This window comes from Streptomyces sp. Tek67B01 (assembly GCF_055231995.1).
The window spans coordinates 2,754,529-2,773,395 of sequence record NZ_JBUYUY010000001.1; the positions used below are offsets into that span (position 1 = coordinate 2,754,529).

Here is an 18,867-nt window from a genome sequence, read left to right on the forward strand (position 1 = left end):
GCGGGTGGGGCGGCGGCGGTCGGGGGCGGTCGGGTCAGCCGCGCGCGCCACCAGGGGCGAGCGGGAAGTAGTCGATCAGCAGCATGTCGCGCACGCCCTGCCGGACTCCGGCCGCCGGCTCGATGGCGGAGACGCCGTGGAAGACGCGGCGGTCGTCGATCAAGATCGACTCGAACGGCCGGAGCAGGGTGGTGCTGTAGATCGGGCGGTGGTCACGGTCGTACAGCTGCGACTCGCCTCCCTGGACGTCGGTCCGGCGCATCAGGACCTGCGCCACGTAGTGGTGTCCGTCCTCGTGGACGCCCTCGGGGGCCGGGAGGCCCTTCGCGTCGCGGGTCGCGGTGATGCGGATCTGGTGGACGCCGACACCGGTGCCGGCCGGGTCGAAGTCCCCGGGCACCCGCTCGGCGAAGAACCGGATGAGAGTGTGGAGCACCCCTTCGGCGGCCACCTCGTCGGCCAGCGGCGGGAAGTGCCGGTCGACGCCGCCGTGGAGGGCATTCACCTCGGCGCTCTGGTGGAAGGCCCGCGGGGCTTCCCGTACGAGGTCCCCGCCCAGATCCCCGCCGGAGAAGCGGAAGGATCCGTGACGACGGCGACGGTAGTCCGCGCCGTCCTTCATGTACGCATCGACCGGCAGATCCTCCCAGGATTCGAGGAACAGCTTGACCTGGCCCTCCGAGTGGGATTCCAGCGCTCGCTTCAGTTCCCCTTCCGAGAAGTACCGGTACGGAGCGCTCACATTACCGGCCGTGCCCTGTGACCGTATTGCCTCGGTCGTCACTACACACTCCATTCATGGATTGTTCACGACGTTGCCTCAGCGAATGAGGCATCACCGATCCTGGCCTGAAGGAGTTCCCCGGACAAGGCCGGAACCGCTGCGGGAACCTGCACCGCAGGAACACGCGAGGGAACTGGAGTCGTGGCGACCGGATCGCCGCCGCACCTCTGCCGAACAGTGCTGTTCCGAATATTCCCCGAGCGTGCGGCGGGCGCGAAAAGGGGCCGAAAACGGTTGGTTCAATGGCGAGAACGCATCAGACAACTCGACTGCGGGCCGGGGTGCGTTTCCTGCCAAGACGCTCTCGGAGAGCGGGTCGCAGGACGTGACCAAAGTCTCCAACTGCGAAGATGCTGGTAGAGGCGTCGTCAACTAGCCTGGCCCGAAGTACGGGTTGCAAGCATGGGGAATGCAGCGTGACGCCTGACTTTGGTACACGTATCGAATCTCTACAATCGCAAGACATCCAGCTCTACCGGGAGTTACTCGCTCAGGATTCGACACCGGTCCTGCCGAAGCAGCCGGCCTCGACCACCGGCGAGCAGGGGGACGAGGCCTGGGAGGGTTCGCTGGGACGATTGCTGTCATCCGGCCTCGCGGTACCGGACGAGCAGAGCGAAACAGGCTTCACTCCTGTGAATCCCGAAACGGTCGGCAGCTATGTGGTGGCGGAGATTCTCGAAAGCTCCGCGCGCTCTGCGATCAACCTGCTGCGAGTGCAGGAGGAATTGGGTCAGGTCGTCGCCGAGTACCGGAACAATCACGTTCGCGACGCCTACGGATATGTGACCCACACCGGCTTCCCGAACATCAACGCCGCCATCCGCCTGGCGGCCCGCGAATGCCGTGGCGAAGTGCTGACCTCACAGCCCGGCGGCGCCAGGTCCGCGGCCGTCCTGCGGGAGTCGCTGTCGCCCACGCTGGAGATGCTGGATCGCGGGGTGACGATGAAGACGATCTATCAGCACAGCGCGCGGTCCAGCTCGGCGACCCGCGACTTCGTCCGCGCGATCCGGGAGCGCGGCGCCCAGGTGGCGACGCTGGACGAGAGCTTCGACCGCCTGATCATCTTCGACCGGACAGTGGCGTTCATCCCTGCCGACGACGACCGCCGGGCGGCGGCGGAGATCCGCGCTCCGGCCGTGATCGCGTTCCTCGTCGCGCTCTTCGAACGCTCGTGGGTCAGGGCGGTCGCCTTCACTCCGTCCGGCGGCGGCTGGGCCACCACCCGCATCACCGACGACCTGGAGCTGGCGATCATGCGGCACATCGTCGCCGGCGACACGGACTCGGTGACGGCCGGGCAGCTCGGCATCAGTGTGCGGCGGTGCCAGGAGTACGTCGCGAAGTTGTCCTCACGACTCGGCAGCCGCAGTCGGGCCCAGTTGGGCTACCTCATCGCCAAGTCGGGTCTGCTCGACAACGTTTCCGAGGAGGTGGCTCCGGGCGCCTGCCTCTGATCAGACGGCCCCCGGGCGTCGCGCGCCTCAGGCGCCCGGGAGCGGCGCGGGGGCGGGCTTGCCGGAGTCCCACCCGATGTCGCCGGCCACGCCTGCCACCGCCGCCACCGACCCGTCGAGGGGAGCCGCCGCCCGGGCCGACATGACGGGCAGGACTATCAGGGCGGCGGCGGAGACGAGGAGGGCGGTGGCGAAGCGGTGCATGGTTTCTCTCTCATGGGGTGTCAGGTCGTACGGACTGCTGCGCCGAGGAGGCAGCGCCCATTTATGTTCAGGCCACACCTACCCCCTGATCAAGATCCTCAGGGGGTGGTAAACCCGCACTGCACAAACCCGCACCCCGCGCGCCCTACCCGCCGGACTGTCAGGGGCGACTGCTTCCATGTCGCGATGAGCGCCATCTGCACGCGCTGACCGAGAGGTGGGCCCTTCTGACCTGTCGGTTCGCCCGGCGTGCGACGTGGTGGCAGTTCCACCGCCCACACAGTGCAGCGGGAGACGTTGCAGCGGAATACGTGACACGGTGCCCCCACCTGCGGAAACGTGGTCCTGAGAGGCTCAGGTCAGCACGGAATCAGCACGGGAGAACAATCTCGCCCCGCCCTTCCGGGGGGCCGACCTCCAGGATCGACGCCATCCCGCCGGTCACAGCGCACTCGTACAGCGTGATCCGATCGTCCAGGGCGAGGTGGCTCCACCTCACCGGGTTCAACGGAACGAGGCGCACCGGAGCCCGCCCGCCGGGCGGTCGAGCGCCACTTCCCAGTCGTCATGCGCGAAGTAGTCCCAGACGTCGGACACGGCGATGTCGTGGTCCGTGGCGACATCCTCGGGCGCCAGCAAAGAGGCGGCTTCGAATATCCCGACGACGTCCATGCGCCGATTACGGATCAGCGGCACAACCGCCCCTCGTGACGCCCACGATCGCTAGGGTTGTCCCATGACCGCACTGCCCGACTGGATGCGCCCGCCGCGCGCGGAAGGCTGGTTCGCGGAGGACCTTGACCGCCTCCCCGAGGCACCCCGCCACACCGAGCTGATCGACGGAGCCCTCGTCTTCATGATGTCGCCCCAGCGGTCCTGGCATGGCCGCCTCGTCACCGCTCTGACCACCGCTCTCATGGCACAGGCGCCGGCCGGCTTCGAGGTCGAGCGGGAGATGACGATCCGCCTCGATGCCCGCAACCGCCCCGAGCCGGATCTCTTGCTGACCAACCTGCCCTATGACCCCGACCGCACCTGGTACGCCCCGGAGCACGTGAAGCTCGTCGTGGAGGCGGTCTCACCCGAGTCCGCACATCGCGATCGCACGGTGAAACTCCGCAAGTACGCGGAGGTCGGCATCCCGCACTACTGGTGCATCGAGGACGAGGACGGCGCACCGGTCGTCCACGTCTACGAGCTCGACGAACCCACCGGCGCATACGCGCCCGCCGGGATCTTCCGGGGCACGCTCCAGCGCCCGGTGCCCTTCGAGATCAGCCTGGACCTCGACAAGCTCACGCCGCCCCGAAGTAGCTGAAAAGTCAGCACCAAGTCAGCACGGGAATGCAGAAGGGGGCGGACTCGCCAGAGTCCGACCCCTTCTGACCTGCGCGTTTGACGAAACTATCTAATGTAGTAGCGAGATGACTACACGTTGAAGCGGAACGTTCAGCGCAGAGCTGTGACCTGCGGAAATACGGTTCTGGAAGTGGTCATCCAGCACCCATCCAGCACGGTGCAGGCTTATCCCGCACATCCAGCACGCGCGACCGCGGCCAGAGGGATACCGTCGCACGCTACGGCGAGGCGTTGTGTACACATGGAACACTCTGTACGCTTGAGCACATGACGCAGCCAATGCCCATAGAGTCCATCCGTGACGTACGCGCACACCTGGCCGAGGTCGTGGAGCGCGCCGATCGAGACGACCTACCCACAGTGATCACGCGCCGGGGCAAGGAAGTAGCCGCCGTCGTCTCCATCGAGGTACTGCGCAAGTACCAGGAGTGGGAAGAGCGCGAGATCAACCGGATCATCGACGAGCGCATGGCCAACCCGGCACCCGGCATCCCGATCGAGGACATCATGAGGGAGACGCTGGCGCGCGGTGAGTGAGTACCGAACCGTCTTCCGTCCCGAGGCGCAGGCCGAGCTTCGCAAGATCCCCCGCGACATGGCGCTGCGCATCCTGGCCAAGCTGACCGAGTTGGAGACCGACCCTCTCGGCTTCAACACCACGGCACTCGTCTCGCAGCCAGAACGCCGTCGCCTGCGCGTCGGCGACTACCGCGTCGTGTACACGATCGACAACGGAGAATTGGTGGTCTGGGTCGTTCACGTCGGACATCGTTCCACCGTTTACGACACCTGACCTGCGCCGGGAACACGCGCGGTCAGTCAGAGCCGCTGAAGGTGGTGGCACCACCGTCCGGACGGCCGCGCCGGATGTCAGTGGCGGCTGCTTCCATGGCGCTATGAGCACTGCGCACGAGACCGCCGCCCTCCTTCCCGACCCCGCCCAACTCCGTGCACATCTGAGCGCCCTGGCCGTCCTGGACACGGCGATCGGCGACGATCCGCGGTTCTGTCAGTACACCTTCGATTGCGCCTGGGGCCCCGGCGTGGAGGCGGCCCTTATGGAGAACGGCTCGGGGGACGACTTCTCCGTCCTGTTCACCCCGGCCGGCGTGCTCATACGCGGCTTCGACCACGAGTGTGAGATGAGTCCGTACGGGACGGACGACGAGCAGGTCTGGCCCGGCGTCATCGACGACGTGCCCGCCGTGCTCCGCCCGTTCCTGGACGAGCCCGCCTTCCGCGACGAGGGCATCGACGCCCCACGGGTCACCACCTGCCTGTGGCAGGAGACCGGCGACACCGCCTGGCGCACCGGCTCGGCCACCGCCTTCCCGGATGGCAGCGAGGACCCGGACGGCTCCGGTTTCCTCTTCCACCTCCTGACGGACCGCTCCCCCGAGGCCGCCCAGGCCCACTTCGAGGACTACTACGAGCGCCCCGCCCCCCTCGACGCCATCCGCCACGTCCTCACCGGACGCCCGCTCACCCCTGCGGTCGCCAGGGCCCTCAACCCGGCCGTCCTCTCGGACGGCGCACTACTCCAAAGGATCGCCGCGCACCCCGAGGTCGCCTCCTACCTTTCCTGTGACGGCGAGTTCGACCTTGCCCGCACCGACCCGATCGAATCGATCGCCCTGCCCAACGGGCTCCCGGTGGAGCCCGTCGCCGGCTGCAACGCGGGCGGCACCCACTACCTCTGCGGCCCGGCCGTCCCCGACGGCCCCCGCCCCGTGCTCTACACCGACTCCGAGGGCCGGGCCTCCCTCATCGCCGAGTCTCTCGCCGACGCCCTGACCCTCTCCATCGCCCTACCGTCCTGGCACGACGCCCTGGCCGGCTTCCGACCCCCGGCACTCAACTCCGACTATCTCGACGACCACCCGGACCACCCCGCCGTCCGCGACCGCCTCCTTGCCGCGCTTCGGCTTCCCCCGGCCACCGACCGGGAAGTCCTGGATCGCCTGCTCACCACCGCCGCCCGCACCGTCCCCGACGGATTTCTCCCTCACGTTCCCGATGAGGAGGAGTCCGCCTTCGAGCCGATGCTCGAACCGTCTGCCGGGTAGGGCCGGACCCGACCAACACTGACGCTGCGTCAAAATATCCAGCACTTATCCAGCAAGGTAATGACGAAGGGGTCGGGCTCTATTGAGTCCGACCCCTTCTGATCTGCACGTTTGACTTAACTCCTAACGTGCAGTAAGCGAACGACTACACGTTGAAGCGGAACTCCACCACGTCGCCGTCCTGCATGACGTAGTCCTTGCCCTCCATGCGGGCCTTGCCCTTCGCGCGGGCCTCCGCGACCGAGCCGCACTCGACCAGGTCGGCGAAGGAGATGACCTCCGCCTTGATGAAGCCGCGCTGGAAGTCGGTGTGGATGACGCCGGCCGCCTCCGGGGCGGTGGCGCCCTTCTTGATCGTCCAGGCGCGGGTTTCCTTGGGGCCGGCCGTCAGGTAGGTCTGGAGGCCCAGAGTGGCGAAGCCGACGCGGCCCAGGGTGGCCATGCCCGGCTCCTCCTGACCGACCGACTGGAGGAGTTCGAGGGCCTCGTCGTCGTCGAGCTCGATGAGCTCCTGCTCCAGCTTGGCGTTCAGGAAGATCGCCTCGGCGGGGGCGACCAGGGCGCGCTGCTCGTCCTTGAAGCCCTCGTCCGTCAGCTCGTCCTCGTCGACGTTGAAGACGTACAGGAACGGCTTCGTGGTCAGCAGGTGCAGCTCGTGGAGGAGGTCGCCCTTCTCCGTGCCCTTGGTGATGCCCTTCGAGAAGAGCGTGTCGCCGGCTTCGAGGATCTTCTGGGCCTCGGTGACGGCGCCCAGGACGGCGACCTTCTCCTTCTGGAGGCGGGACTCCTTCGTCAGGCGCGGCACCGCCTTCTCGATCGACTGGAGGTCGGCGAGGATCAGCTCGGTGTTGATCGTCTCGATGTCGTCCTTGGGCGAGACCTTGCCGTCGACGTGGACGACGTTCTCGTCCTTGAAGGCGCGGATGACCTGGCAGATCGCGTCGGACTCGCGGATGTTCGCGAGGAACTTGTTGCCGAGGCCCTCACCCTCCGACGCGCCGCGCACGATGCCCGCGATGTCGACGAAGTCGACCGTCGCCGGGAGGACCTTCTGCGAGCCGAAGATGCCCGCGAGGACGGCCAGACGCCGGTCCGGGACACCGACGACGCCGACATTCGGCTCGATGGTGGCGAACGGGTAGTTGGCCGCCAGCACGTCGTTCTTGGTCAGGGCGTTGAAAAGGGTCGACTTGCCGACATTCGGCAGGCCGACGATTCCGATCGTGAGCGACACGTTGGCGACTTCCCGTAGCTGGAGGGGGCGGCGGCCCGGGGATGGGCCGACTGTCAGTTTACTTTCCGCTGAGTGCCGCTCGATGTACGCGTGTCCGGGCCGCCCGACAGGGCCCCTCCCGCCTAGTTTGGTGCGGAGCCGTACAGGGGGAGCCATACAGGGTGGAGCACCGGGTGGAGGAATACAGCAGCGTGGAGCGATACGGGACTAAGCGCCCCGTACGTCGGCCCCCGACGGTCCCGGCGGCCCGAACGCCGCGGCCGGCGCGGTCGGCGTCCGTCCGGCGACTGCCCAGGCCCCGGCTGACCGGGCTCGGCGGAGGGCTGTTCGCGTGCGCCGCGATGGTGCTGGTCGCCGGGGTGGACTGGCTGCTGTTCGGCTCCTCGCTGTTCGCGTACGGGCTGCTCTTCCTGCCCGTCGCCGCCGCCACCGCCCTCTGGGTCCGCCCGGCGGACCTGATCACCGCACCGGTGTCCGTGCCGATCGCGTTCGCGGTCGGGGTCTGGCCCGTCTCGGGGGGCTCCGGCGGCTTCGGCGGCGAGCTGATGGGGATCGTGTCGGCCCTGTCCCTGCACGCCGGCTGGCTGTACGCGGGCACCGTGATCGCCGCGTTGATCGCGCTGGTGCGCAAGGCCGTGTTGATCGGGAAGCGGCGGCTGCCCAGGCGCATGGCCTAGCTGGCCCTGTCGTCGAAGCCTCCTTGGCCCGGGGCGTCCGCAAGGCGCCCCGGGGCCCCCGCTACGCCGTCTTCGCCGGTCGGGCCGCCATCGCCGCGCCGACGATGCCCGCGTTGTTCTGGAGCTGCGCCGGCACGATCTCGGCCCGGATGCCCTCGATCAGCGGGAGGAACTTCTCGGGCTTGCGGCTGACGCCACCGCCGATGATGAAGAGCTGGGGGGAGAACAGCATCTCCACGTGCGACAGGTACTTCTGCACGCGCCGCGCCCAGCGCTCCCACGTCATGTCCGCGTCCTCCTTGGCCTTCACCGAGGCCCGCTTCTCCGCGTCGTGGCCGTGTAGCTCCAGGTGCCCGAGCTCGGTGTTGGCCACCAACCGGCCGTCGGTGAACAGGGCGCTGCCGATGCCCGTGCCCAGCGTCAACAGGATGACCGTGCCGGTGCGGCCGCGCCCGGCCCCGTACGTCATCTCCGCGACCCCGGCCGCGTCCGCGTCGTTCAGGACGGTGACCGGGCGCCCGCCCAGCCGGCTCGTGAGCAGCGACTGCGTGTCCATGCCCACCCAGGCGGGGTCCATGTTGGCCGCGGTGCGGGTGACGCCGTCCGTGACGACGCCGGGGAAGGTGACGCCGACGGGGCCGTCCCAGTCGAAGTGGCGGACCACCTCGACGACGACGTCGGCCACCCCCTCGGGGGTGGCCGGATGCGGGGTCACCAGTTTCAGGCGTTCGTGCGTCGGCTCGCCGCGGTCCAGGTCTACGGGAGCGCCCTTGATGCCGGTTCCGCCGATGTCCACACCGAAGATCTCCATGGGACCACCGTAGAGAACGGTGCGGCCCGTGGCCTACTCGTCGGCGGTGTCCGTGTTCCCGGCGGCCCCGCCCCGCCCGGCGATCAGCTCGGCGGCCTCGGCGCGCAGGTCGCGGCGCAACTCCTTCGGCAGCGAGAAGACGATCGACTCCTCGGCCGTCTTGACGATCTCCACATCCCCGTAGCCGCGCCGCGCCAGCCACTCCAGCACCTCTTCGACCAGCACCTCCGGCACCGAGGCGCCCGAGGTCAGGCCGACCGTGGTGACCCCGTCCAGCCAGGTTTCGTCGATCTCGCTCGCGAAGTCCACGAGGTGGGCCGCGCCCGCGCCCGCGTCCAGGGCGACCTCGACCAGGCGGATGGAGTTCGAGGAGTTCTTCGAGCCGACGACGATGACCAGGTCGGAGTCCGCGCCCATCTGCTTGACGGCGGCCTGCCGGTTGGAGGTGGCGTAGCAGATGTCGTCGCTCGGCGGCGAGACCAGCAGCGGGAACTTGGTCTTGAGCGCGTCGACGGTCTCCATCGTCTCGTCCACGGAGAGCGTGGTCTGCGACAGCCAGACGACCTTCGACTCGTCGCGGACGGTCACCTTCTCCACGTCGTGCGGGCCGTCCACGATGGTGATGTGGTCGGGGGCCTCGCCGGAGGTGCCGATGACCTCCTCGTGGCCCTCGTGGCCGATGAGGAGGATGTCGAAGTCCTCGTTCGCGTAGCGGATGGCTTCCTTGTGCACCTTCGTGACCAGCGGGCAGGTCGCGTCGATCGTCGCCAGCTTGCCGCGCGCCGCCTCCTCGTGGACCACGGGGGCCACGCCGTGCGCGGAGAACATGACGATGGAGCCCTCGGGGACCTCCTCCGTCCGCTCGACGAAGATCGCGCCCTTCTTCTCCAGCGTCTGCACCACGTACTTGTTGTGCACGATCTCGTGGCGTACGTAGACCGGCGCGCCGTACTGCTCAAGGGCTTTCTCGACGGCGATCACGGCTCGGTCGACACCCGCGCAGTAGCCGCGCGGGGCGGCGAGCAGGACGCGGCGGGAAGCGGGAGCGGGGGCGGGAGCAGTCATGGTCTCCATCGTACGGGGGTCTCCGGCAGGCCGGTGGTCGCCCGTTCGACACAGACTGGGTCGCACGTACGTACCGGCTATCCCCCCGGAGGAACGATGGCGTCCGCGACGGACACCCCCACGGCGCCCACCACGCTGCGGCGCACGCTCGGCTTCCGGGACCTGGTCGTCTACGGGTTGCTCTTCATCGCCCCCATGGCCCCGGTCGGGGTCTTCGGCACGCTCGACGCCAAGTCGCACGGCGCGGTCGCCCTGGTCTACCTCACCGCGACCGTGGCGATGGCCTTCACCGCCTCCTCCTACGCCCAGATGGTGCGGGTGGCACCGCGTGCCGGGTCGGTGTTCACCTACGCCCGCCAAGGCCTGGGTGAGGGGCCGGGGCTGATCGCGGGGTGGATGGCGATGCTCGACTACCTGCTGATCCCGGCGGTCGCCTACCTCTTCTCCGGCATCGCGATGAACGCCCTGGTCCCCGAGGTCTCCCGCTGGGTGTGGACGGCGCTGGCGGTGGTGGTCACGACCCTGCTGAACCTGTGGGGCGTACGGCTGGCCGCTCGCGTGGGCTTCGCCGTGCTCGCCATGGAGATCCTGGTGCTGCTGGTGTTCGTGGTGACGGCGGTGACCGTGCTGGTCCAGGGCGGTGCGCGGCGCGGCTGGCTGTCCCCGCTGACCGGGGACGGCTCGCTGGGCTTCTCGGCGGCCGCCGTGCTGGGCGCGGTGTCGGTCGCGGTCCTGTCGTACCTGGGCTTCGACGCCATCGCGTCCTTCGCGGAGGAGGTGACCGGGGGTTCCGAGCGGGTGGCGCGGGCGGTGTTGTTCTGCCTGGCGCTGGCCGGGGTGCTGTTCGTCGCGCAGAGCTACCTGGCCGCGCTGCTGATGCCGGTGTCCTCGGCGGAGCTGACGGCCGACCCGGCGATCCAGGGGCCTGCCTTCTACACGGCGGTGGAGTCGGCGGCCGGGGCCTGGCTGCACGACCTGGTCGCGGCGAGCAAGGCGATCGGGGCGGCCTTCGCGGCGTTGGCCGGGCAGGCCGCGGCCGGGCGGCTGGTGTTCGCGATGGCCCGGGAGCGGCGGCTGCCGCGGGTCCTGGCGGGGACCTCGGGCGGCACGCCCCGACCCGCCCTGTTGGTGGCGGCGACGCTGACGCTGGTCGCGGCGGTGTGGGCGGCCCGGCGGGACGACGGCCTGGACCACCTGGTGTCGGTGGTGGACGTCGGGGCGCTGGTGGCGTTCACCCTGCTGCACGCCTCGGTGGTGGGGTGGTTCGTCGTACGGCGCGGGGCGGGGGCCCCGAACTGGTGGCTGCACCTGGTGGTTCCCGTACTGGGGGCGGCGGTGACGGTCGCGGTGATCGTCGAGGCGGCCTGGACGGCGCAGGTCGTGGGGGCGGTGTGGCTGGTGGTGGGGCTGGGGGTGTTGGTGGCGCAGCGGGGCCGACGCGAGCCGGATCGGGAGGCCGGGCCCCGCACCGGTGTCGGTCCGGGCGGCTAGCCTGCCTGCATGGGTCTGAATACATCGGCCGAGGCGCCGCTGCCGGTCGGTCAGGTGTCCCGGCTCATCGGGGGCTGGATCGACAAGCTCGGGCAGGTGTGGGTGGAGGGGCAGATCACCCAGTTGTCCCGGCGGCCGGGGGCGGGGGTGGTCTTCCTGACGCTGCGCGACCCGTCGCACGACATCTCGCTCAGCGTCACCTGCTTCCGCCAGGTCTACGACGATGTCGCGGACGCGGTGTCGGAGGGCGCGCGCGTCGTGGTCCGGGCCAAGCCGGAGTGGTACGCCCCGCGCGGGCAGCTGTCGCTGCGGGCCACGGAGATACGGCCCGTCGGCATCGGCGAGCTCTTGGCGCGCCTGGAGAGGCTCAAGCGCTCGCTCGCCTCCGAGGGCCTGTTCGCCCTGGACCGCAAGCAGCCGCTGCCCTTCCTGCCGCAGCTGATCGGGCTGGTGGTGGGGCGCGCGTCGGCGGCCGAGCGGGACGTGCTGGAGAACGCCCGCCGCCGGTGGCCGGCGGTCCGCTTCGAGGTGCGCAACGTCGCCGTGCAGGGGGTGAACGCGGTGCCGCAGGTGATCCGGGCCGTGCGGGAGCTCGACGCGCTGGACGAGGTCGACGTGATCATCGTGGCGCGCGGCGGCGGCAGCGTCGAGGACCTGCTGCCCTTCTCGGACGAGGAGGTCGTACGGGCGGTCGCGGCGGCCCGTACCCCCGTCGTGTCCGCGATCGGGCACGAGCCGGACTCCCCGTTGCTCGACCTGGTCGCGGACCTGCGGGCGTCCACGCCCACGGACGCGGCGAAGAAGGTGGTCCCAGACGTCGGCGAGGAGCTGGAGCGGGTACGCCAGCTCCAGGCCCGGGGGCTGCGCGCGGTGCGCGGGCTGCTCGACCGGGAGGAGCGCGGGCTGGCCCACGCCCTCGGGCGGCCGGTGTTCGTCCACCCGCGGCGGATGGTGGAGACCCGCGAGGCGGAGGTGGACGCCCTGCTGGCGCGCAGCCGGCGGACGCTCGGTCACCTGCTGGACCGGGCTGACTCGGAGTTGACGCACACCCGGGCGCGGGTTCTGGCGTTGTCCCCGGCGGCCACCATGGAGCGCGGGTACGCGGTGCTCCAGCGGGCCGACGGCCACGTGGTGCGCTCGCCGGCCGAGGTCGGCGCGGGGGACGTGCTGCGCGCGAGGGTGGCGGCCGGGGAGTTCGCGGTGCGCGTGGACGGAACCGGGCGGCCCCCGGAGAGGGGCGGGCCTGAGGAGGTGCACGGGCTCGAGGAGACGGGCGGGCCCGAGGAGACCCGGCGGGCCGAGGAGGGGGCAGGACCGGCCGGAGACACCAGGGGGGCCGACCAGGCAGGGCAGGAGGCGGCCCGCGCCGCCGACTGACGGCGCGTCGGGTCGCAGCACGATTCGTTCGACCGCGGATCCACCGCGAATCGAGTGCAGGGGAGTGAAATGGGAATGACCGAGGCCGATACGGCGCTGGGGTACGAACAGGCTCGGGACGAGCTCATCGAGGTCGTCCGCAGGCTGGAGGCGGGCGGGACCTCGCTGGAGGACTCCCTCGCGCTCTGGGAGCGCGGCGAGGAGCTGGCGAAGGTCTGCCGGCACTGGCTGGAGGGCGCTCGGGCGCGGCTCGACTCGGCGTTGGCCGAGCGGGACGGCGGCGACGGGGGCGGCGGCTCCGGCGACCGGGGGGAATGACCCCCGGCGGCGGGTGCGGGCGACCCGGACCGGAGCCCGATGGGCGTGATCAGCGTCACACGGAACAGAATTTAGTTGAAAATTCATCTATTTCTGCCGTAGAGTCTTGGCCGTAGCGCTCCACACCCGTCTTCACACCCCGTATAGAAGAAGGCTTTCCGATGTCTCTCGTTCTCGACGCCGCCGCTCAGGACCTGCTGTTCCGCGAGGCCCGTACCGCCAACACCTTCTCCGACGAGCCTGTGACCGACGAGCAGGTACAGGCGATCTACGAGCTGGTGAAGTTCGGTCCCACCGCCTTCAACCAGACGCCGCTGCGCATCACCCTCGTCCGCTCCCCCGAGGCCCGCGAGCGCCTCGTGAAGCACATGGCCGAGGGCAACCAGGCCAAGACCGCCGCCGCCCCGCTGGTCGCGATCCTCTCCGCGGACAACGAGTTCCACGAGGAGCTGCCGCAGCTGTTGCCGCACTTCCCGCAGGCCAAGGACGCCTTCTTCTCCGAGCGCCCGGTCCGCGAGCAGGCCGCCCTGCTGAACGCCGCGCTGCAGGCCGCGTACTTCATCATCGGCGTCCGCGCCGCCGGTCTGGCCGCCGGCCCGATGACCGGCCTGGACTTCGCCGGTGTCCAGAAGGAGTTCCTGGACGCCGACCACACCCCGCTGATGGTCGTCAACATCGGCAAGCCGGGCGAGGACGCCTGGTTCCCGCGCTCCCCGCGCCTGTCGTTCGACCAGGTCATCACGACCGTCTGAGTCGGCGCCCGAGCGTCCGGGCCGGCGTCCGCGCCGGCGCCCGGGTGCGGCTCCGCGGCAACGCCGGAGGCCGCCCTCCCCGATCCCGGGGAGGGCGGCCTCTTCGCATGTCCGGGACAGGGGCCCCGTCCTCGGTGGGGCGCTACCGGCCCTGCTTGAACTCCAGCGCCGCCGCCATCGCGCTCAACTGCTCGAGGGGGGCCGTACCCGTCACCACCGTGACGTGGCCCTCTTCCCGGCGCACCAGCGCGTCGTACTTGTCGCCGTCCCAGCGCTCCCACTCCCGGTCGCCGATCCGCTGCGACCGACCGGTGGGCTTGGCCTGCTGCGTCACCCTGTCGATGTTCTTGGCGGAGGCGTCACTGGACTGCTCCACCGCCACGTACTGCTTGTCCGGGTCGATGAAGCCCAGGTGCCACGCGTCGGCGTTCTTGCGCTCGTACGACACGGAGGTCGCCCGCCACTCGGCCGGCAGGCCCACTGGCGCGGCGACCGGGTACGGCGCCGCGCGCCGGGCCGTCGCCGTCTCCACCCGGTAGTCGACCACGTGCGTCGGGTCGGCGTTCTCGTCATGCGGGACGAACATGTAGATGCCCGCCACGACGACGCCGATCACCGCCAGCGACCGGACCATGTCCCAGACCGTCTGCTTGCCCTTCATACCTGCCACGGCTCCATAGTCCCGTACGCGCGGGAGCGATCACCGACGGGGTAGGGCGCGGCGAGCCGATGAAGCCGACGGCCGGGGCGCAAGATGTCCGCTCAGGCCAACACCCTGACCGATATTCCGCTCATAAGTGACCCGCTCTGCTCAATATGTCGACGTACCGATAGAGTTCCAGCACCCTCACATCCCGGCCGTCGTCGTACAGAAAGGTGCGCTCCGATGACCGAGCACAACCTGCCGCCCCAGCTCGAAGTCTCGCCCGACGCCCCCGACCGCAACCTCGCCCTGGAACTCGTCCGCGTCACCGAAGCCGCCGCCCTGGCCGCCGGCCGCTGGGTGGGCCGCGGTGACAAGCTCGGCGCGGACGGCGCGGCGGTCAACGCCATGCGCACCCTGATCTCCACCGTCTCGATGAACGGCGTCGTCGTCATCGGCGAGGGCGAGAAGGACGAAGCGCCCATGCTCTTCAACGGCGAGCGGGTCGGCGACGGCACCGGCGCCGAGGTCGACATCGCCGTGGACCCGATCGACGGCACCACCCTGAACGCCAAGGGCATGCCCAACGCCATCGCCGTCCTGGCGGCCGCCGACCGCGGCACCATGTTCGACCCGTCCGCGGTCTTCTACATGGACAAGCTGGTCACCGGCCCCGAGGCCGCCGACTTCGTCGACATCAACGCCCCCGTCTCGGTCAACATCCGCCGGGTCGCCAAGGCGAAGAACATCGCCGTCGAGGACGTCACCGTGGTCATCCTGGACCGCCCGCGCCACGAGGGCATCGTCAAGGAGATCCGCGAGACCGGCGCCCGCATCAAGTTCATCTCGGACGGTGACGTCGCGGGCTCGGTCATGGCGGTGCGCGAGGGCACCGGCGTGGACCTGCTCCTCGGCATCGGCGGCACGCCCGAAGGCATCATCTCCGCCTGCGCCATCAAGTGCCTGGGCGGAACCATCCAGGGCAAGCTGTGGCCGAAGGACGACGCCGAGCGCCAGAAGGCGATCGACGCCGGCCACGACCTCGACCGCGTCCTTCACACCAACGACCTGGTGTCGGGCGAGAACGTCTTCTTCGTCGCCACCGGCATCACGGACGGCGAGCTGCTGCGCGGCGTCCACTACCGCTCCGAGACCGCGACCACGTCCTCGCTGGTCATGCGCTCGAAGTCGGGCACGATCCGACAGATCGACTCCACCCACCGCCTGTCCAAGCTGCGCGCCTACAGCGCGATCGACTTCGACCGCGCACGGTAGGAGCCGGCCGGGCGGCAACGCGAGAGGGGTGGTCCTCCCGGTGGAGGACCACCCCTCTCGCGTGCTGTCCGCTCACGTTCCTTCGTACGGAGGGGCCCCACCGCCTCGGGGGGCCCGGCTCACCCCGCGGCCGCGACCGGTCCCGCCCCGCTGCCCTGACGCAGCTCCGCGGACCGGCGACGCCGCCGGGCCAGTACGACGCGTCGCTCGGCGGCGGTCAGTCCGCCCCACACCCCGTAGGGCTCGGGCTGGAGCAGCGCGTGCTCCCGGCAGGCGACCATCACGGGGCACCGCGCGCAGACCCGCTTGGCGGCCTCCTCGCGGGCGAGCCGCGCCGCGGTGGGCTCCTTGGAGGGGGCGAAGAACAGCCCCGCCTCGTCCCTGCGGCACACCGCCTCCGCATGCCATGGGCCGTCCTCTTCCCTCGCCGGCACCCGCGGCTTCGGCACGGCGGCCGGACGCGCCTGAAGAGTCTTGACGGCGGCTACCTGCAGGGACTGATGCGGCGGATGCGGCACGGTCTACTCCTGACGACGTATACGCGAGCGAGAGACGATGCGTCTGTCCTTACCCGCTGTGCGTGCCCCTAAGCACCGCGTGCCGCGCGTCGGCCGCTCCGGCGAACTTCGACCGAAACGCGTCCCTCCGCTCCCACCCGTGTCGCGGCCGGAGCGCCGTTCAGCCGCCCAGCCGGTCGTGCCGCCGACCCGCGAGGTCGGTCACCCGGGCGCCGCGCTTGGGCCGGCCTTCGACGTTGCCCAGCAGCGCGAAACCGCGCACGATCACCACCGGTGCCTGCGGGTCGGCCTGCGCGACGCCCTCGTCGGCCACTTCGAAGTTGCCGAGCACCCCGCCGCCGTAGCCGCGGAGCGTCACGTTCTCCGGGACGACGATCTCGACGTTGCCGAGGACGCAGTTCACGTTGATCTCCGTGACCCGCTGTTCGAACACGGCCTGGGTGAGGTCCAGGGAGACGTCCCCGAGGACGGAGACGACGCGGGTGACCGCACCCGGGCGCCAACGGCCCTTGCGCGAGGCGGAGCTGCAGACGGCCAGGACCGTCTCGGCCTCGCCGCCCACCGACCCGGCGACCGGCGGGACGGGCGGCGGCGCGCCGGCCTCGGCGGTCCAGGCGGCGGCATGGGCCGCGGGGAGGTCGCGTACGAGCACGCCCAGCTCCCCGACCGTCTTCACCGCGTAGAGGGTGTCCAGGCGCTCGGAGTGCTCCTCGGCCGTGAGCCGGCCTTCGGCCAAGGCGTCGGCGAGGAGCCGCGCGATCCGGTCCCGGTCGGCGTCTGAGGCGCGCAGCTCGGCGACCGGAGGGACGGCGGGTGCGGCGGGGGCGGCGGGGTGCTTTTCCAGGTCCACACCGCCAGCATAGCCAAACACGATAGATCGCGATACTCCTTGGAGGTGGGCCCCGGCGCGGCCCCGGTTCCGGGCAGTGAGCCTTACCTCACAGACACAGCCGTCCGGCGAGGTCCTACGCTTGAGGACTGCGCTGCCAATTGGTCGTCAGCGCTGTCTGCCGAGTGAGGAATGGCCACGATGCCGGAGTTCGCGTACACCGACCTGCTGCCCCTGGGCGAGGACACCACCCCCTACCGGCTGGTGACCTCCGAAGGCGTCTCCACCTTCGAGGCCGACGGCCGTACGTTCCTCAAGGTCGAGCCCGAGGCGCTGCGCAAGCTCGCCGAGGAGGCCATCCACGACATCCAGCACTTCCTGCGCCCCGCCCACCTCGCGCAGCTGCGCCGGATCATCGACGACCCCGAGGCCTCCTCGAACGACAAGTTCGTCGCCCTCGACCTGCTGAAGAACGCGAACATCGCGGCCGCCGGCGTGCTCCCCATGTGCCAGGACACGGGCACCGCGATCGTGATGGGCAAGCGCGGCCAGAACGTGCTGACGGAGGGCGCCGACGAGGCCGCCCTCTCGCGCGGCATCTTCGACGCGTACACGCGGCTGAACCTGCGCTACTCGCAGATGGCCCCGCTCACCATGTGGGAGGAGAAGAACACCGGCTCGAACCTGCCCGCGCAGATCGAGCTGTACGCCACCGACGGCGGCGCGTACAAGTTCCTCTTCATGGCCAAGGGCGGCGGCAGCGCCAACAAGTCCTTCCTGTACCAGGAGACCAAGGCGGTCCTCAACGAGGGCTCCATGATGAAGTTCCTGGAAGAGAAGATCCGCTCGCTCGGCACGGCGGCCTGCCCGCCCTACCACCTGGCGATCGTGGTCGGCGGCACCTCGGCGGAGCACGCGCTCAAGACCGCCAAGTACGCCTCCGCGCACTACCTGGACGAACTGCCGACCGAGGGCTCCGCGCTGGGCCACGGCTTCCGTGACCTCGACCTCGAGCAGCAGGTCTTCGAGCTGACGCAGAAGATCGGCATCGGCGCGCAGTTCGGCGGCAAGTACTTCTGCCACGACGTGCGCGTGGTCCGCCTGCCGCGCCACGGCGCGTCGCTGCCGGTGGCCATCGCCGTCTCCTGCTCGGCCGACCGCCAGGCCACTGCGAAGATCACCGCCGAGGGCGTCTTCCTGGAGCAGCTGGAGCGCGACCCGGCCCGCTTCCTGCCGGAGACCACGGACGAGCACCTGTCGGAGTCCTCGGACGTCGTCTCCATCGACCTGAACCAGCCGATGGAGACGATCCTCGCGACACTGACCGAGCACCCGGTCAAGACCCGGCTGTCGCTGACCGGCCCGCTGGTCGTGGCGCGCGACATCGCGCACGCCAAGATCAAGGAACGCCTGGACGCGGGCGAGGACATGCCCCAGTACCTCAAGGACCACCCGGTCTACTACGCCGGCCCCGCCAAGACCCCCCAGGGCTACGCCTCCGGCTCCTTCGGCCCCACCACGGCCGGACGCATGGACTCCTACGTCGAGCAGTTCCAGGCGGCGGGCGGCTCGAAGGTCATGTTGGCCAAGGGCAACCGCTCGCAGCAGGTGACCGATGCCTGCGGTACGCACGGCGGCTTCTACCTCGGCTCGATCGGCGGCCCGGCGGCCCGCCTGGCGCAGGACTGCATCAAGAAGGTCGAGGTCCTGGAGTACGAGGAGCTCGGCATGGAGGCGGTCTGGAAGATCGAGGTCGAGGACTTCCCCGCCTTCATCGTCGTCGACGACAAGGGCAACGACTTCTTCCAGAACCCCGCCCCGGAACCCACCTTCACCCACATCCCGGTCCGCGGCCCGGGCCTCGGCCTCGGCTGATTCCGGCAGCCCCACCTGTCGAGAGCCCCCGGCGGGTGCCGGGGGCTCTCGGGCTTGGTCAGCGGTCAGCGGGTCAGCGACGGGGCCTCACACCATCCGCTCCTCGGCGTCGTCCCGTCGGGTTCGGGG

21 protein-coding genes are annotated in these 18,867 nt (G+C 70.1%); 12 read left to right on the top strand and 9 right to left on the bottom strand.

Annotated features, from left to right (window positions below; translation table 11 throughout):
• Positions 1 to 34 precede the first annotated feature (34 nt).
• Positions 35 to 742 carry a 2OG-Fe dioxygenase family protein gene (locus tag ACV7NM_RS12125; protein WP_463410306.1) on the bottom strand — a complete coding sequence of 236 codons (708 nt, stop codon included), beginning with the start codon at positions 740 to 742 and terminating at the stop codon, positions 35 to 37.
• 458 nt (positions 743 to 1,200) lie between these two features.
• Between ACV7NM_RS12125 and ACV7NM_RS12130 the strand changes: the two genes are divergently transcribed.
• Positions 1,201 to 2,244, top strand: coding sequence for a hypothetical protein (locus tag ACV7NM_RS12130; protein WP_463410307.1), 1,044 nt, complete (start codon positions 1,201 to 1,203; stop codon positions 2,242 to 2,244).
• A 27-nt stretch (positions 2,245 to 2,271) separates the two neighbouring features.
• Here the strand turns inward: ACV7NM_RS12130 and ACV7NM_RS12135 are convergent, their stop codons facing one another.
• Both ACV7NM_RS12135 and ACV7NM_RS12140 read right to left on the bottom strand, forming a co-directional pair.
• Positions 2,272 to 2,448: a hypothetical protein gene (locus ACV7NM_RS12135; RefSeq protein WP_463410308.1), complete on the bottom strand. Its 177-nt coding sequence runs from the start codon at positions 2,446 to 2,448 to the stop codon at positions 2,272 to 2,274.
• A gap of 504 nt (positions 2,449 to 2,952) precedes the next feature.
• Complete coding sequence (locus tag ACV7NM_RS12140) at positions 2,953 to 3,144, bottom strand: hypothetical protein (RefSeq protein WP_463410309.1); 192 nt, start codon at positions 3,142 to 3,144, stop codon at positions 2,953 to 2,955.
• A 40-nt stretch (positions 3,145 to 3,184) separates the two neighbouring features.
• On the opposite strand from ACV7NM_RS12140, the gene ACV7NM_RS12145 reads away from it, so the two are divergent.
• The 4 genes from ACV7NM_RS12145 (at position 3,185) to ACV7NM_RS12160 (ending at position 5,873) form a co-directional block, all read left to right on the top strand.
• Positions 3,185 to 3,766, top strand: a complete 582-nt coding sequence (locus ACV7NM_RS12145; protein ID WP_463410310.1) for a Uma2 family endonuclease — start codon at positions 3,185 to 3,187, stop codon at positions 3,764 to 3,766.
• Between the two features lie 308 nt (positions 3,767 to 4,074).
• The gene (locus ACV7NM_RS12150; protein WP_048475082.1) at positions 4,075 to 4,344 is read left to right on the top strand and encodes a type II toxin-antitoxin system Phd/YefM family antitoxin; all 270 of its coding nucleotides are present in this window, start codon (positions 4,075 to 4,077) and stop codon (positions 4,342 to 4,344) included.
• Positions 4,337 to 4,600 (top strand): type II toxin-antitoxin system RelE family toxin, encoded by a 264-nt coding sequence (locus ACV7NM_RS12155; RefSeq protein WP_226076233.1) that lies wholly within the window; start codon positions 4,337 to 4,339, stop codon positions 4,598 to 4,600. The genes ACV7NM_RS12150 and ACV7NM_RS12155 overlap by 8 nt, the downstream gene beginning before the upstream one ends.
• A 103-nt stretch (positions 4,601 to 4,703) precedes the next feature.
• Entirely contained in the window at positions 4,704 to 5,873 is a 1,170-nt protein-coding gene (locus ACV7NM_RS12160) for a hypothetical protein (RefSeq protein ID WP_463410311.1), read from the top strand.
• 145 nt (positions 5,874 to 6,018) lie between these two features.
• Here ACV7NM_RS12160 and ychF read toward each other — a convergent pair whose 3' ends face one another.
• A complete protein-coding gene (gene ychF / locus ACV7NM_RS12165) occupies positions 6,019 to 7,107 on the bottom strand; it encodes a redox-regulated ATPase YchF (protein WP_463410312.1) in 1,089 nt (362 codons plus the stop codon).
• 173 nt (positions 7,108 to 7,280) lie between these two features.
• Between ychF and ACV7NM_RS12170 the strand changes: the two genes are divergently transcribed.
• Positions 7,281 to 7,784 carry a DUF6542 domain-containing protein gene (locus tag ACV7NM_RS12170; protein WP_463410313.1) on the top strand — a complete coding sequence of 168 codons (504 nt, stop codon included), beginning with the start codon at positions 7,281 to 7,283 and terminating at the stop codon, positions 7,782 to 7,784.
• A gap of 61 nt (positions 7,785 to 7,845) precedes the next feature.
• On the opposite strand, the gene ppgK is transcribed toward ACV7NM_RS12170, so the two are convergent.
• Both ppgK and ACV7NM_RS12180 read right to left on the bottom strand, forming a co-directional pair.
• Entirely contained in the window at positions 7,846 to 8,595 is a 750-nt protein-coding gene (ppgK, locus tag ACV7NM_RS12175) for a polyphosphate--glucose phosphotransferase (RefSeq protein WP_463410314.1), read from the bottom strand.
• 33 nt (positions 8,596 to 8,628) lie between these two features.
• Positions 8,629 to 9,669, bottom strand: coding sequence for a 4-hydroxy-3-methylbut-2-enyl diphosphate reductase (locus tag ACV7NM_RS12180; RefSeq protein WP_463410315.1), 1,041 nt, complete (start codon positions 9,667 to 9,669; stop codon positions 8,629 to 8,631).
• Between the two features lie 87 nt (positions 9,670 to 9,756).
• On the opposite strand from ACV7NM_RS12180, the gene ACV7NM_RS12185 reads away from it, so the two are divergent.
• The 4 genes from ACV7NM_RS12185 to ACV7NM_RS12200 all read left to right on the top strand — a co-directional run bounded on the left by ACV7NM_RS12185 (position 9,757) and on the right by ACV7NM_RS12200 (position 13,598).
• A complete protein-coding gene (locus ACV7NM_RS12185) occupies positions 9,757 to 11,151 on the top strand; it encodes an APC family permease (protein ID WP_463410316.1) in 1,395 nt (464 codons plus the stop codon).
• 9 nt (positions 11,152 to 11,160) lie between these two features.
• Positions 11,161 to 12,528 (top strand): exodeoxyribonuclease VII large subunit, encoded by a 1,368-nt coding sequence (gene xseA, locus ACV7NM_RS12190; protein ID WP_463410317.1) that lies wholly within the window; start codon positions 11,161 to 11,163, stop codon positions 12,526 to 12,528.
• Between the two features lie 75 nt (positions 12,529 to 12,603).
• Positions 12,604 to 12,846 carry an exodeoxyribonuclease VII small subunit gene (locus ACV7NM_RS12195; RefSeq protein WP_463410318.1) on the top strand — a complete coding sequence of 81 codons (243 nt, stop codon included), beginning with the start codon at positions 12,604 to 12,606 and terminating at the stop codon, positions 12,844 to 12,846.
• 161 nt (positions 12,847 to 13,007) lie between these two features.
• The gene (locus tag ACV7NM_RS12200; protein WP_463410319.1) at positions 13,008 to 13,598 is read left to right on the top strand and encodes a malonic semialdehyde reductase; all 591 of its coding nucleotides are present in this window, start codon (positions 13,008 to 13,010) and stop codon (positions 13,596 to 13,598) included.
• 142 nt (positions 13,599 to 13,740) lie between these two features.
• Here the strand turns inward: ACV7NM_RS12200 and ACV7NM_RS12205 are convergent, their stop codons facing one another.
• Positions 13,741 to 14,259 (bottom strand): DUF4245 domain-containing protein, encoded by a 519-nt coding sequence (locus ACV7NM_RS12205; protein ID WP_463413913.1) that lies wholly within the window; start codon positions 14,257 to 14,259, stop codon positions 13,741 to 13,743.
• Positions 14,260 to 14,484: 225 nt separating this feature from the next.
• Between ACV7NM_RS12205 and glpX the strand changes: the two genes are divergently transcribed.
• Positions 14,485 to 15,516, top strand: coding sequence for a class II fructose-bisphosphatase (gene glpX / locus ACV7NM_RS12210; RefSeq protein ID WP_463410320.1), 1,032 nt, complete (start codon positions 14,485 to 14,487; stop codon positions 15,514 to 15,516).
• Positions 15,517 to 15,635: 119 nt separating this feature from the next.
• On the opposite strand, the gene ACV7NM_RS12215 is transcribed toward glpX, so the two are convergent.
• Both ACV7NM_RS12215 and ACV7NM_RS12220 read right to left on the bottom strand, forming a co-directional pair.
• Positions 15,636 to 16,034 carry a WhiB family transcriptional regulator gene (locus tag ACV7NM_RS12215; RefSeq protein ID WP_463410321.1) on the bottom strand — a complete coding sequence of 133 codons (399 nt, stop codon included), beginning with the start codon at positions 16,032 to 16,034 and terminating at the stop codon, positions 15,636 to 15,638.
• A gap of 160 nt (positions 16,035 to 16,194) precedes the next feature.
• On the bottom strand, positions 16,195 to 16,884 hold the full coding sequence (locus ACV7NM_RS12220) for a DUF1707 SHOCT-like domain-containing protein (protein WP_463410322.1): 690 nt from the start codon (positions 16,882 to 16,884) through the stop codon (positions 16,195 to 16,197).
• Positions 16,885 to 17,064: 180 nt separating this feature from the next.
• Between ACV7NM_RS12220 and ACV7NM_RS12225 the strand changes: the two genes are divergently transcribed.
• Positions 17,065 to 18,738, top strand: a complete 1,674-nt coding sequence (locus ACV7NM_RS12225) for a fumarate hydratase (protein ID WP_463410323.1) — start codon at positions 17,065 to 17,067, stop codon at positions 18,736 to 18,738.
• Positions 18,739 to 18,867: the final 129 nt, after the last annotated feature.

Coding starts and splice junctions, on each gene's coding strand:
- ACV7NM_RS12135 (WP_463410308.1), bottom strand. CDS start 2,448: ATGCACCGCTTCGCCACCGCCCTCCTCGTCTCCGCCGCCGCCCTGATA.
- ACV7NM_RS12145 (WP_463410310.1), top strand. CDS start 3,185: ATGACCGCACTGCCCGACTGGATGCGCCCGCCGCGCGCGGAAGGCTGG.
- ACV7NM_RS12150 (WP_048475082.1), top strand. CDS start 4,075: ATGACGCAGCCAATGCCCATAGAGTCCATCCGTGACGTACGCGCACAC.
- ACV7NM_RS12160 (WP_463410311.1), top strand. CDS start 4,704: ATGAGCACTGCGCACGAGACCGCCGCCCTCCTTCCCGACCCCGCCCAA.
- ppgK (WP_463410314.1), bottom strand. CDS start 8,595: ATGGAGATCTTCGGTGTGGACATCGGCGGAACCGGCATCAAGGGCGCT.
- ACV7NM_RS12180 (WP_463410315.1), bottom strand. CDS start 9,669: ATGGAGACCATGACTGCTCCCGCCCCCGCTCCCGCTTCCCGCCGCGTC.
- ACV7NM_RS12185 (WP_463410316.1), top strand. CDS start 9,757: ATGGCGTCCGCGACGGACACCCCCACGGCGCCCACCACGCTGCGGCGC.
- xseA (WP_463410317.1), top strand. CDS start 11,161: ATGGGTCTGAATACATCGGCCGAGGCGCCGCTGCCGGTCGGTCAGGTG.
- ACV7NM_RS12195 (WP_463410318.1), top strand. CDS start 12,604: ATGACCGAGGCCGATACGGCGCTGGGGTACGAACAGGCTCGGGACGAG.
- ACV7NM_RS12200 (WP_463410319.1), top strand. CDS start 13,008: ATGTCTCTCGTTCTCGACGCCGCCGCTCAGGACCTGCTGTTCCGCGAG.
- ACV7NM_RS12205 (WP_463413913.1), bottom strand. CDS start 14,259: ATGAAGGGCAAGCAGACGGTCTGGGACATGGTCCGGTCGCTGGCGGTG.
- glpX (WP_463410320.1), top strand. CDS start 14,485: ATGACCGAGCACAACCTGCCGCCCCAGCTCGAAGTCTCGCCCGACGCC.
- ACV7NM_RS12225 (WP_463410323.1), top strand. CDS start 17,065: ATGCCGGAGTTCGCGTACACCGACCTGCTGCCCCTGGGCGAGGACACC.